The following is a 12,313-nucleotide window of genomic DNA, read 5'->3' on the forward strand; positions in this document are numbered from 1 at the left end:
CTCCTACAAGTCTCCTACACGATATCCTAAAGCGCGGCGCGGGCCGTGGCGGCACGCGCCGCGGCCATCTGCTGCGCAAGGTCCAGCGCTGCGATCAGGCTGGCCGGGTCTGCCCGGCCCGTGCCCGCGATGTCGAAGGCGGTGCCGTGATCAGGTGATGTGCGTACGAAAGGCAGGCCCAGCGTGACGTTCACGCCGCCGGAAAAGTCCAGTGTCTTGATCGGGATAAGCGCCTGGTCATGGTACATGCAGATGGCCGCATCATAGCGTGCGCGCGCCGCGTCATGGAACAGCGTGTCCGCCGAATGCGGCCCGCTGATCGCCATGCCCTCGGCGCGCAGGGCCTCTATCACCGGGCGGATCAGCGTGATTTCCTCGCGGCCCATGGCACCGCCCTCTCCCGCGTGGGGGTTCAGCCCCGCCACCGCAAGTCGCGGATTTTGCAAGCCGAAATCGCGCCGCAGCCCGGCATGGGTGATCCGCAGCGTGGCTGTCAGACCGTCAGCCGTCAGCGCCTGCGGCACCTGCGACAACGCGATGTGGATCGTGGCCGGTACCACCCGAAGCTCGGGGCAGGCCAGCATCATGACCACGCGGTCGACGCCCGCCAGCGCGGCGAGGTATTCGGTATGGCCGGGATGGACGAAACCGGCCCCGTCCTTCAGCGCTTTCTTGTGAATCGGTCCGGTGCACACCGCGCCCGCGGCGCCGGATTGCGCAAGGTCCACCGCCCGCGCGATCGCCGAGATGACGTGCGCGGCATGGGCCGGGTCGGGCGTGCCCGGCGCGGCGGGGCCGCCGAAATCATGCACGAGCACCGGGAGCGCCCGGCCCGCGACCGAAAGCGCCTCGTGCGGCGCGGAGATCTCGGCCACAGGGGTGCCCTGCGGCAGGTGCGACGGATCACCGATCCACGCGAAGGGCAGGGCCGAGCCACGTGCCTCCCAGGCCTTGGCGGCAAGTTCGGGCCCGACGCCCGCGGGCTCCCCACAGGTCAGGACGATCGGCGCGGTCACTGGCGCGTCTCGATGAAGGCGGCGGCGCGCAGTTCGGCCAAATACGCCTCGCCGAAGGCTTCGAGACGGCGGATGAATAGCTGCTGGCGAACCTCTTCGCGGCTAAGGTCCTCTTCGCGGATCTCGGCCCGCTCGCATAGCATCACGATGCCGCCGCCAGCCCCTGCGACGCGCGGCGGAAGCACCGCCAACTCGCCCGGATCGAGCCGGTCGAGCACCGGGGCAAGTCCGCCGGGCAGGGCGCTGCGCGCTTCGGACAGGCGTTGCAACCGGTCCTCGCCCGCGCCCTTGAACACGCCGAACAGGTCGTCACAGCGGTCCGTTTCGGCCCGCAGGCGCGTGGCCTCGGCGCCTAGGTCGGTGCCCGCGGGAAAGCGCAGCATCGCGTAGTCGAGCGTCACCTGCCCGGCAAGCGGCGGGCGCCGGTCTTCAAGCGCGCGCAGTTGGAACAGCGCCAGCCCGCCCTGCACAGGGATCGGCTGGGTCACGTCGCCCGGTTGCAGCGTCAGCAGGATCGGCGCGATCTGCGGCGGAAGGTCTGAGAGCGGCAGCCAGTCGAGTCGCCCGCCATCGGTGCGCGATGGCGCGACCGAAAAGCGCCGTGCGGCAGCGGAAAAGGCGTCGAAGCCGCGGATCTCGGTAAGCGCAGCGGCGCGTTCGCGGGTCGCGGCCGCCACCTCGGCACTGATCGGCAGGATGATTTCCGACAGCAGCACGCGGGTGCTGCCGCCCTCGGTGCCAAGCGCCATGGCGCGGTCAAGCTCAGCATCCGACGGACGGGCGCGCGCGGTGAAGCGTTCGCGCACCACGTCGCCCCACAGCAGCAGCGTGCGCACATAGTCGCGCACGGTTTCGGGTTCGATCCCGACTTCGCTGACGGCAATCAGGAATTCCTCTCCGGTGAGGTTTGCGCGCGAGGCGAAATCCTCCAGCCCGAAGGAGATGTCCTCTTCAGTGGGTACGATCCCGGCATTGCGCGCCGCTTCCTGCTTGAGCCGGTCGTCGATCAGCGATTGCAGCGCGCTTTCCTCGGTCACGTTGGGACGGCGCATGACCTGGAACAGCCGTGCGCGCTGGATCACCTCGAACCGGGTCACGACGCTGTCGTTGACCTGCGCCACGGTGGCAAACAGGTTCTGCGCCATCGCGGGCTGCGCCGCCGGCCACAGCGCCAGCATCAGTGCAAGGACCGGCACGATCAGGGCGGAGAGGCGGATTAAGGGGCTCATGCGTCCTCAGTTCTTGCAGCGGCCCGGGGTCGCGGCCCGGCCCTGTGTTCCGAAGCCTGCCAGTTCGACGGACAGGCCGTAGGTCGTGGTTGCGTCCACGTCACTTGTCGCTCTAAACCGCCGCGCCACGGAAAGATCAACCCTGATGCATTCATTCTGGTACGCGACGCCAAGTCCGGAATAGTTCGTCCGCCCGACGGTGAAGTCGCGCCGCAACTCGCCGCGGGCGGACCATGACCGGGTGACGGGCACGCTGGCGGACGCCGCGAGTTCGGACACGTCGTCGTTCAGTTCGGCGGCGGTATCGGCGGCCTGCCAGATGTAGTTCGAGGTCAGCAGCGACCCGAATGGGCCGCGCAGGAAGAGCCGCGCCTCGTAGAGCGACAGATCGAGATCGTCGTCCAGAAGGGCCAGTGTCCGGAAATTGAGGGTGTCGGTGATGTCGAGGTCGATCTGCGCGAGCCAATCCGACTCGGCCCCCGACAGGCCGGACTCCTGCGAGAACTGGCCGCGACCGGATTGCCGGTAGACGCGCCCGCCGGTCAGCCGTATCGCCACGCCCTTTGGATCCACGATGCTCCAACGCAGGGCGACATTGGCGCGGGTGCCGGTTTCGGTACGGTCGAGGCCTGGGAAACGGTTGAAGGCGAACAGGTTGCCGGTGTCCAGCGCGACCTGCGTGCTGTCGTCATTGGCGGTGTCGATCCCGGTGTCGGCGCTGTGGGCCACTTGCAGCACGGGTTCCAGCAACTGGTGCCCGCCATCCGCCGAGGGCCGGATCAGCGGCCAGGACAGCGTTACCGCGCCCTGCGGCCAAAGCCCGGCCTGCGTGCTTTCGAAGCGGCTGTCATCGGTGATCTGCTTCAGATCGGCGGTCAGTTCCGCCCGTGCGCTGAACCGCAAGCCGCCCGGCCCGGTCCAGCGCTGCCGCCACCCTGCGCGCCCTCGGATCTGGGCCATGTCGCGCCCGACGATGTCCTCGGTCGACTCGCGCTGGTGGAAATGGCCGATCAGGTCCAGATCGACCCAGCCACCCGGCCCCGGCGCCTGCACCCGCCGGTTCCAGCGCGCGTCGCCGACAAGCGTCGGTTCATCATCGTCGTCCCGGTCCGCGCGCAGCGAATTGTAGAAGGTCAGCGCCCCTTCGATCCTTTCGCCGCTCCGCACCCGGCTGAGCGCAACACTGCTGTCCAGCCTGTCCTTGTCAGAATAGTCGTAGTCGCGCAGGTAGGGCTTGTCCGACGTCGTCTCAAGATTGAAGGTGAATGTGAAGTCGCGCGGAATGGCGAAGCTTCCGTTTACGAAAAGATAGCCCCGGTTGCTGCCCGGCTCAAGCGTGTCGCGCGACACCGCCCCTTCGGCGAGGATGTCGCCATTGACGAAGGCGCGGCGGAACCGGCCTTCCAGTGTGCGACTCTGGTTCTCGGTGATGTAGGGCGTAAGCGTCACGTCGGCATGATCGCCCAGCGGGATGAAGTAGGGCAGTTTCACCCCGGTCCCAAGTTCGGTTGTGTTGCGCACGCTGGGCGCTAGGAAGCCGCGCACCCGCGGATCGGTGCCGTCGGGCACGCGCAGGGCAGGCAGGTAGAACACTGGAACACCCGCGATGCGGAACCGCGCGTTGTAGAAATAGACTTGCCCCGCGTCCTGGTCGTGGATCACCCGGCTGGCCCGGATTTCCCAAAGCGGGGTTTCGCCGGTCTCGCAGACCTTGCAGCTGGAGGCCGCAACCTGCCGCAGGTCGTTGAACCGGTCCTGCCGCCGCGCCATTTCGGCCCCCGCGACCTGCAGGCGCCCATCCAGAACCAGCCGCGCGCCGCGCAGAATGCCTTCGGTCAACTCACTGTCCAGTTCGGCTTGGTCGGCAAGCACGATCGTGCCGTCGGCATCGCGCAATTCGATCGGGCCGCCGATCTGGACGCGGTCCGCGGCGCGGTCATAGGTCACCGACTGCGCCCTCAGACGGGTCCCGCGGGAGAACACCTCCACGTTGCCGGTCGCGACCAGCCGTTCGTTGCCGTCGATGCGGACCACGTCGGCGACGATGGCGGTGACCTCCTGCGGTCCGGCGGTGGCGGCTGTGTCTTGCGCACGGGCAGGCATAACGGCGAGCGCGGCCAGCGCCAGCACCAAGAGTAGCATAGCGGCCGCAGCAGCGCCGCCGCGATGGCCCGCCCGCGTGCGGGAGGTGGACAGAGGCGCGCGGTGCGTCATCCGTCCTCGAAATGCAGCAGCAGGCCGAGCGCGATCAGGATCGCGGCCGATGGTGGGGCCCAGATCGCCAGCCCGACAGGGATCTGGCCGCTGTCGCCCATCACCTGGGCGAGATTGGCGGTGAAATAGACCCCGAACCCAGACAGCACGGCGAACAGCACCATCAGCCCGGTGCGCCCAAGCCGGGTATGCCGCAGCGTGAACACCGCGCCCATCAACACCATCGCGACGAAGGTCAGCGGCTTGGCCAATTCGGCCTGAAACCACACCCGGTGGCTGCGGGCCGAAAAACCTGCGTTCTCCAGCTTGGCGATGAAGTCCGGCAGATCCCAGATCGGGATCGCGGAAGGCGTGCCGAAACTGTCGCGAATCTGGTCGCGGGTCAGGTCGGTTGCGACGAAGCTTGTGGCTTCGGCGGTCGCGGTGGCCTCCGGGTTCAGGCCCGTGGTGAAATCCCAGCGCTTGGCGTTGCGTACGATCCACGCGCCGTCCGACAGAACCGCTTCGTCCGCATCGAGCCGGTAGAGCGGCACATCGCTGCGGTCGAAGCCGAAGAAGGTGACGCCGAACAGTTGCGTGCCGTCTAGATTGGCGCTTTCGGCGTGGATCGCGGTCTGCCGTTCGGCGCTGCCTTGCCGCAGCCAGAGTCCTTCGCGGCTCACCGACACGATGCGTTCAGATCCGCGCAAGCGATTCTCTTCGGCGCGGTATTCCTTGGACAGGGCCGCGACCAGCGGGTTGCCGATCGCCACGAAGCCGGTGCCGAGCAGCAATGCGGCCAGCACCGGCGCGGCGAGGCTGCGCAGCGCTGAGCGCCCGGTGGCGCGTGTCACGACAAGCTCGCTTGTGCGGGCAAGGCCGATGAACATGGCGATGGCGGCCAGCAGCACCACCAGTGCGAGGATCTGGTACAGCACTTCCGGCAGGTGCAACAACGCCATGTAGGCGAGGTATCCGAAGCCCACGCTGCCGCTGTCAAAACGCCGGATGTGTTCGAGAAGCTCCACCAGCCACATGAACACGGTGAAGCCGCCGATCAGCGCCAGAAACGTCGTCAGGAATTTGCGCGCGAAGTAAAGGTGCAGGGTCATGCGGCCTGCCTTCGATGGATCCAAGCGCCGAAGCTGCCATTGCCCAGCCACAGCAGCAGCAGGTTCAGCAGAAGCGCGAAGGCACTGGACAGGTAGACCGCCGGCCAGTTCGCCGGGTCTTCGCGCGCCACGTCAATGGCGGCGTTGTCGGTCAGCTTGACAACCACCACCAGCAGCACCGCCAGAAGGATCTGCCGCCACAGCCCGAACCGGCTGAACCCGCCCAGCATCAATGCCGAGAAGCCGACCAGCACCGCGCCGACCGACAGCAGCGCCTCGGTCACGCGCAGATGCGCCTCGCGGAACAGGTAGTCCTCGCTGCGCCCGCTGCGTTCCACGATCTCGGGCGTCGGGCTGAGCAGCGAAAGGGTCGGCAGCGCGCGGTAGTCCAGCCGCCGCTGGGCGGGCGCGCTGACCAGCGTGCCGATCGACACCGTGAAACTGTCGTAGACGGTGGTGGCCAGCCGCCCGGTCCGCGTGTCGATGGTCTGCGCCATGCCGTCGAACATCACCAGCCGCGGGCCTTCGTCATGGCGCACCAGAAGCGCGCGGTGGGCGGAATAGGTCGTCTCGCGGATGCCCTCGCGGCGGTCGGTCACCAGCAGCCCTTCCAGCGTGCCATCGGAGGCGATGTCGCGAACGTAGACCGTCACGCCGTCCGTCGGGCTTTGGAAGGTGCCGGGGACCAGCAGCCGGGCCGAGATCGCCTCGGCCAGTTCGGCCTCGATCCGGCTCATCTGCTGGAAGCTGAGCGGCACCACAAGATGCCCCAGTGCCAGCATCAGCCCGGCCAGCAGCATTCCGAAGACGGCGAATGGCCGTGCAAGCCGGAAGGCGCTGTAGCCGGTGGCCTGCACCACGACCAGTTCGCTGTCGGCATGCAGCCGGTTCGTGGTGTAGGCGGCGGCGACGAAGCCCGCGACGGGCAGCACGATCGTCATGATCGCCGGGATGCTGAGTACGGTCAGTTCCAGCACCATGCCGCCGGATTGTCCTTCGGACAAGTAGCGGTCCAATAGGATCACCGCGCGGTTGACCCAGTAGATCCCGACCAGCACCAGCGCGAAGAAGCCGAAAACGCGTATCAGGTGCGACAGGATATATCTGTCAAACCGCCCCAAGCCCTGCTCCTGTCTGCCACTGCCTTTTCTTACGGTCTTAGCCGATCCTGCGCCGATGGAAAACGGGTTCTGGTCAACCTGCCGAAGGGCCACTAGGTAGAAAGCGTTCATAATTTGCGAAAGGCCCGCCATGACCACGCCCCCCGACATCCGTTTCGAGCCCCTCTCGCTGGACGACATCGCTGGGGCCGAGGGGCGCGTCGCCGTTTTCGTCGCGCCTGACGGAACGCTGGGCCAGCCCGCGCGGCGGGTGAACCGGCTGACGCGTGGGGCGCTGGAACGGGCGGTGGACAGCGCCCGCTTTGCCGATCTGCCGGTCGGCGCGGGGTTCGATCTGGCCTTCCCGACAGGGATGCAGGCCGATGCGGTGCAGGTCGTCAAGCTGGACCGCCGCGCCTCGGACGACGCCGCGCGCCGGGCCGGGGCGGCCATTGCGGCGCCGCGCGGCACGCGGCCCCTGCTGGTGCTGGCCGGTGCGCTGCCGCAGGCGCCGCAGATCGCGCTGGGGCTTGCGCTGCGCGACTATGCCTTCACCGACCACAAGTCCCCCTCCGACAGCGACGAGGAACGGGGCGCGCCCGGCCCGGTGCGGATCATGGCGAACCGGCCTGACGACATGGCGCTGGCCGCGTCGGGCAATGCGGCGCGGGCCGAGGGCGTGTTCTTAACCCGCGATCTGGTGAACGCGCCCGCAAACGTGCTGACCACGACCGCCTTCGCCGACCGCCTGGCCGAGATGCGGGAAATCGGCCTTGAGGTCGAGGTCCTGGACGAGCCTGAACTGGAAAAGCTGGGGATGCGTACGCTGCTGGCGGTGGGGCAGGGCAGCGCAAACCCGTCCAAGGTCGTCGTCATGCGCTGGAACGGCGGGGGCGACGCGGCGCCGCTGGCGTTGGTCGGCAAGGGGGTGATCTTCGATACCGGAGGCATCAGCATCAAACCCGCCATGGGCATGGAAGAGATGACCGCCGACATGGGCGGCGCGGGCGTTGTGTCGGGCGTGATGCGCACGCTGGCGCTGCGCAAGGCGAAGGCGAATGTCGTCGGGCTTGTGGGGCTGGTCGAGAACATGCCGGACGCGGCCGCGATGCGCCCCGGCGACGTGATCCGATCCATGAAGGGCGACACGATCGAGGTGATCAACACCGATGCGGAAGGGCGGCTCGTTCTGGCTGACGTGCTGTGGTATGCGCAGGAACGGTTCGCACCCGCCGCGATGGTCGATCTGGCGACGCTCACCGGCGCCGTGATCGTCGGTCTTGGCCACGAAAAGGCGGCGGTTTTCTCAACCGATGACGGGCTTGCTGACGCGTTCCTGAAGGCCGCCGCGACGGAGTGCGAAGGCGCCTGGCGCCTGCCGCTGGACAGCGCTTACGAAAAGGCGCTCAAGAGCCGCGTTGCGGACATGCGCAACTCCGCCGGACGCGCGGCCGGTGCGATCACCGCGGCACATTTCCTGAAACGCTTCGTGCGTGACACGGTGCCTTGGATGCATCTCGATATCGCGGGCGTGGCGCTGCCGCCTGAACCGGGGCGGTTCGCCCCGAAGGGCGCGACCGGCTGGGGCGTGCTGGCGCTGGACCGGCTGGTGGCGGACCGCTACGAGGGCTGAGCAAGGCATGGGCGTGCTGCGCTTCTACCACCTGACCCGCGCGCCGGTGGAACAGACGCTGGCCCGCCTGCTGCGCCGCGCCGTCGATGCCGGAATGCGGGTACAGCTGCGCTGCCCCGATGCGGCGCGGGCCGACTGGTTCGACCAAAAGTTGTGGCTGTCGGGCGAGGATCCGTTCCTGCCACACGGGCTGGCGGGCGGACCGCATGATGCGCTGCAACCCGTGTTGCTGTGTGACGGCGATGCGCTGCATGACGGGATAAGTTGCCTGATGAGCGTCGAAGGCGCGCCTGTCCAGCCCGAGGAGGCCGCGCAGGTCGATCGCGCCTTCATCCTGTTCGACGGTCATGACACCGCTGCGCTGGACCATGCGCGGGGCCAGTGGAAGGCGTTGACCGGGGCCGGGCTTGGCGCGGAATACTGGTCCGAAGCGTCGGGCCGCTGGGCGATGGAACGGTCGGTCGACGCTGCAGGCTAGCCGCCCGGAACAGTTTTTACCCTTTTAGCGTTTAGTGTGCCTTCGCGCACATAAGGCGTGGTGCAGGCGGGCTAGAACCATTTCATCAGTTCGCGGGCGGCGCTTGGGTGGCAGGCCCGAACCGAAGCGACGATGCGTCCTGCGTGGCGCGCCGCGGTCTGATCATCGTGTGCCGGGACCAAGGTCATTCCCCGCCTTGCGGACCGGGTGGGGGTGCATGTGCCACAGCGGTACGTGCACCCTCCGCGCGTTTTGGAACGTGCACGTCCCGTCGGGCCGACTGCCGCCTCAGCGGATCAGCGTCAGCGTATCGCCGGTGATCGACAACGACGCGAAGCGCGACAGGTATGTCATGCCGAGAAGCGAAGCGGGCATCGCCCCGCCGCTGACTTGCGCGGGCACGTTTCGGTCCACCTGCCCGCCCAGTTCCACCCGGTCCAGCGTTATCCGCGCGGTCTGCACCGTGCCGTTTGCCGTCGCCGCACGGCCTGTGAAGCGCAGGTCGGCATGGGCGATGCCGACGCGCTCGGCGTCCTGCACGCTGAGGACCATTTCGCTCGCGCCTGTATCGACGAGAAACTCGACCGGCGTGCCATTCACGCCGAGCGTCAGATGGTAGTGGCCGTCCGGGCTGCGCGTCACCTCGATCCGGTCGCCCTGCTGGTACACGGACTGGAGACTGGCCGAGGTGCTGCGGATGTCGTCCCACAAGGCCGCGCCCGCGGCGACGCCGATGAAGATCAGCGCCCAGATCGCGCCCTGCTGGGCGATCTTGCCCATGCGGTGCCGGTTGGCGAGCAGAAAGTAACCCGCGATCACCGTGCCCAGAAGGCTCAGGTAGATCAGCGATGCGATGCTGTCGGCGGTCATGGCGGACTCTCGGCGGTTATGCGGCGCTTTCTCACCACATAGGCGTTCGCACACCGATTTGCAGGGGCGGCCCGGTCAGCCCGGCATCACGCCGAGCGCGTCCAGTCCGTCCAGCACGAACTGTACCGACAGCGCGGCCAGCAACATGCCAAGCAGCCGCGTGACCACGAGGATGCCGGTGCGTCCCAGCGCCTTCTCGATCAGCCCGCCGATCATGAACATCGCCAGCACCAAAGCGATAACGCCCAGCATCACAAGATGAACCTCCAGCTTGTCGAGCCAGCCGACATCGGTCCCGGTGTTCAGCAGGATCATCGCAGCCATCGCGCCGGGCCCCGCGATCAGCGGCGTCGCCAGCGGAAACACCGATGGGTCGTGTTCATCGTCTTCCTGCGCGCGGTCTTCCCTTCGCTTCGTGCGCTTTTCGAACAGCATGTCCACCGCGATCAGGAACAGCAGCAGACCGCCCGCGATGCGGAAGGCCGGCAGCGATATGCCGAGCGATTCCAGCACCGTGTTGCCGGCAAGGCCGAACACGGTAAGAATGAAAACCGCGATCAGGCAAGCGCGCAGGGCGACGATCCGGCGCCGGGCCGGTGCCATGCCCGCGGTCAGTGCCACGAACATCGGCGCGGTGCCGATCGGGTCGATCACGACCAGCAGGGTGACGAAGCTGGTCAGTGCCGATGCCATGTCCATTCGCTCAGCCCTCCGCCCGGTCCAGCTTTTCCTGCGCGCTCAGCCAAAGATCCTCGGCTCGGTCCAGCGCGGTCATCACTTCGGCATACTTGCGCTGCCAGACCTCGGCCTCGCCGATCTTTTCGGGCCCATAGAGCGTTGGATCGGCCAGTTTCTTCGCCAGCTTGTCGCGCATGTCGTTCAGCTTGTTCACGCGCTCCTCGCTCTTGCGGACCTCGCCGCGCAGTGCGAGCACCGCGTCGCGTGACAGGCGCTTGACCTCCGGCTTGCCCTTGGCGGTCTTGTCGGCATCGGGCTTCGGATCGCCCGCCAGCAGCATGCGGCGATAGGCGTCGAGATCGTCCTCGTAGGGGGTCACGCGCCCGTCGCTGACCAGCCACAGCCGGTCGGCCACCAGCGAAAGCAGGTGCATGTCGTGGCTCACGAGGATCACCGCGCCGGTATAGTCCGACAGCGCCGATACCAGCGCCTCGCGGCTTTCCATGTCGAGGTGGTTGGTCGGCTCGTCGAGGATCAGCAGATGCGGGGCATCGAGCGTGGCAAGCAGCAGCGACAGGCGCGCCTTCTGCCCGCCCGACAGGCGGCGCACTTCCGTGCCGGCCTGGTCAGCGCCCAGCCCGAATCCCGCCAGCTTGGCGCGCAGCTTGGCCTGTGGCATCTCGGGCCGTTCGCGCTGAAGGTGCTGCAGCGGCGTTTCGTCGACGTGCAATTCGTCCACCTGGTGCTGCGCGAAATAGCCGATACGCAGCTTGGTGGAGGTGATCATCCGGCCCGACTGCGCCGACAGCCGTCCGGAAAGAAGCTTGGACAGCGTGGACTTGCCCTGTCCGTTCTTGCCAAGCAGCGCGATCCGGTCGTCCTGGTCGATCCGAAGCGACAGCTGCGACAGCACGGGCGGCCCGCCATAGCCGACCTGCGCGCCTTCGAGGTTGATGATCGGCGGCGACAGTTCCTCGGGCTGGGGAAAGGTGAAGACCTGGGTCGCCGCGTCTTCGGGCGCGGTGATCGGCGTCATCTTCTCCAGCATCTTGACGCGGGACTGCGCCTGCTTGGCTTTGCTGGCCTTGGCCTTGAAACGGTCCACGAAGCTTTGCAGATGCGCGCGCTGAAGTTCCTGCTTCTTGGCCTGCGCGGCTTGCACCGCGCGCTGTTCCGCGCGCTGTCGGGCGAACTGATCGTAAGGACCCTGGTAGAAGGTCAGCTTGCGGTTCTCGAGGTGCAGGATGCCGTTCACGGCGCGGTTCAGGAGCCCCCGGTCATGGCTGATGATCAGCACCGTGTGCGGGTATTTCGCCAGATAGCTTTCCAGCCACACCGCGCCTTCGAGATCGAGGTAGTTGGTCGGTTCGTCCAGCAGCAGAAGGTCGGGCTGCGCGAACAACACCGCCGCCAGCGCCACCCGCATCCGCCAGCCGCCCGAGAAATCCGAACAGGGCATCCGTTGTTCGCGATCGTCGAACCCCAGCCCCTTCAGGATCGCGCTGGCGCGTCCTTCCGCCGACCACGCGTCGATATCGGCCAGCCGCGTCTGCACTTCGGCGATGCGCGTGGCATCGGTTGCGGCCTCCGCTTCGGCCAGCAGCGCCGCGCGTTCGGTGTCGGCGGCCAGCACCGTGTCGATCAGCGATGTGGCCGAAGCGGGCACTTCCTGCGCCACGCCCCCGATCCGGGCTCGCGAGGGAAGGCTGATCGTGCCGCCTTCCAGCGTCAACTCGCCCCGGATCAGCCGGAACAGGGTCGTCTTGCCGGTTCCGTTACGGCCGATCAGACCGACCTTGTGGCCGGTGGGGATGTCCGCGCTGGCCCCTTCCAGAAGAGGGCGGCCTTCGACGGAATACGAAATGTCACTTATCCTGAGCATGCGCCCCCTGTGCCGCAGGCGGGGCTGGCCGTCAATCGCGGCTTTTCAACGCTGCGCGCGCGTGATAGCAGGCCAGCGACCGAACCGTGGGCAAGGGGCCCGCGCGACGCAAGCGGAAAGAG

Annotated in this window: 10 protein-coding genes; 2 read left to right on the forward strand and 8 right to left on the reverse strand. The window is 67.5% G+C overall.

What is annotated here, in order from left to right; translation table 11 throughout:
- Positions 1–26: 26 nt before the first annotated feature.
- The 5 genes from pdxA to lptF form a co-directional block, all read right to left on the reverse strand.
- Positions 27–1,016: a 4-hydroxythreonine-4-phosphate dehydrogenase PdxA gene (gene pdxA / locus DKT77_RS07100; protein WP_109811021.1), complete on the reverse strand. Its 990-nt coding sequence runs from the start codon at positions 1,014–1,016 to the stop codon at positions 27–29.
- The gene (locus tag DKT77_RS07105; RefSeq protein ID WP_109811022.1) at positions 1,013–2,245 is read right to left on the reverse strand and encodes a peptidylprolyl isomerase; all 1,233 of its coding nucleotides are present in this window, start codon (positions 2,243–2,245) and stop codon (positions 1,013–1,015) included. Before DKT77_RS07105 ends, pdxA begins: the two co-directional genes overlap by 4 nt.
- A gap of 6 nt (positions 2,246–2,251) precedes the next feature.
- Positions 2,252–4,387 (reverse strand): LPS-assembly protein LptD, encoded by a 2,136-nt coding sequence (locus DKT77_RS07110; protein WP_238547732.1) that lies wholly within the window; start codon positions 4,385–4,387, stop codon positions 2,252–2,254.
- Between the two features lie 68 nt (positions 4,388–4,455).
- A complete protein-coding gene (lptG, locus tag DKT77_RS07115) occupies positions 4,456–5,550 on the reverse strand; it encodes an LPS export ABC transporter permease LptG (protein ID WP_109811024.1) in 1,095 nt (364 codons plus the stop codon).
- Positions 5,547–6,671 carry an LPS export ABC transporter permease LptF gene (lptF, locus tag DKT77_RS07120; RefSeq protein WP_238547733.1) on the reverse strand — a complete coding sequence of 375 codons (1,125 nt, stop codon included), beginning with the start codon at positions 6,669–6,671 and terminating at the stop codon, positions 5,547–5,549. The genes lptG and lptF overlap by 4 nt, the downstream gene beginning before the upstream one ends.
- A gap of 130 nt (positions 6,672–6,801) precedes the next feature.
- Between lptF and DKT77_RS07125 the strand changes: the two genes are divergently transcribed.
- Positions 6,802–8,283, forward strand: coding sequence for a leucyl aminopeptidase (locus DKT77_RS07125; RefSeq protein WP_109811026.1), 1,482 nt, complete (start codon positions 6,802–6,804; stop codon positions 8,281–8,283).
- A gap of 7 nt (positions 8,284–8,290) precedes the next feature.
- Complete coding sequence (locus DKT77_RS07130; RefSeq protein WP_109811027.1) at positions 8,291–8,761, forward strand: DNA polymerase III subunit chi; 471 nt, start codon at positions 8,291–8,293, stop codon at positions 8,759–8,761.
- Between the two features lie 288 nt (positions 8,762–9,049).
- Here the strand turns inward: DKT77_RS07130 and DKT77_RS07135 are convergent, their stop codons facing one another.
- The 3 genes from DKT77_RS07135 to DKT77_RS07145 all read right to left on the reverse strand — a co-directional run bounded on the left by DKT77_RS07135 (position 9,050) and on the right by DKT77_RS07145 (position 12,191).
- Positions 9,050–9,631 (reverse strand): retropepsin-like aspartic protease family protein, encoded by a 582-nt coding sequence (locus DKT77_RS07135; RefSeq protein WP_109811028.1) that lies wholly within the window; start codon positions 9,629–9,631, stop codon positions 9,050–9,052.
- A 75-nt stretch (positions 9,632–9,706) separates the two neighbouring features.
- The gene (locus tag DKT77_RS07140) at positions 9,707–10,330 is read right to left on the reverse strand and encodes a MarC family protein (RefSeq protein WP_109811029.1); all 624 of its coding nucleotides are present in this window, start codon (positions 10,328–10,330) and stop codon (positions 9,707–9,709) included.
- A gap of 4 nt (positions 10,331–10,334) precedes the next feature.
- Positions 10,335–12,191 carry an ABC-F family ATP-binding cassette domain-containing protein gene (locus DKT77_RS07145; protein WP_109811030.1) on the reverse strand — a complete coding sequence of 619 codons (1,857 nt, stop codon included), beginning with the start codon at positions 12,189–12,191 and terminating at the stop codon, positions 10,335–10,337.
- Between the last annotated feature and the right edge of the window lie 122 nt (positions 12,192–12,313).

Origin of the sequence: Meridianimarinicoccus roseus (assembly GCF_003172915.1) — a bacterium.
GTDB lineage: Bacteria > Pseudomonadota > Alphaproteobacteria > Rhodobacterales > Rhodobacteraceae > Meridianimarinicoccus > Meridianimarinicoccus roseus.

Coding starts and splice junctions, on each gene's coding strand:
- DKT77_RS07105 (WP_109811022.1), bottom strand. CDS start 2,245: ATGAGCCCCTTAATCCGCCTCTCCGCCCTGATCGTGCCGGTCCTTGCA.
- DKT77_RS07110 (WP_238547732.1), bottom strand. CDS start 4,387: ATGCTACTCTTGGTGCTGGCGCTGGCCGCGCTCGCCGTTATGCCTGCC.
- lptG (WP_109811024.1), bottom strand. CDS start 5,550: ATGACCCTGCACCTTTACTTCGCGCGCAAATTCCTGACGACGTTTCTG.
- DKT77_RS07125 (WP_109811026.1), top strand. CDS start 6,802: ATGACCACGCCCCCCGACATCCGTTTCGAGCCCCTCTCGCTGGACGAC.
- DKT77_RS07130 (WP_109811027.1), top strand. CDS start 8,291: ATGGGCGTGCTGCGCTTCTACCACCTGACCCGCGCGCCGGTGGAACAG.
- DKT77_RS07135 (WP_109811028.1), bottom strand. CDS start 9,631: ATGACCGCCGACAGCATCGCATCGCTGATCTACCTGAGCCTTCTGGGC.
- DKT77_RS07140 (WP_109811029.1), bottom strand. CDS start 10,330: ATGGACATGGCATCGGCACTGACCAGCTTCGTCACCCTGCTGGTCGTG.
- DKT77_RS07145 (WP_109811030.1), bottom strand. CDS start 12,191: ATGCTCAGGATAAGTGACATTTCGTATTCCGTCGAAGGCCGCCCTCTT.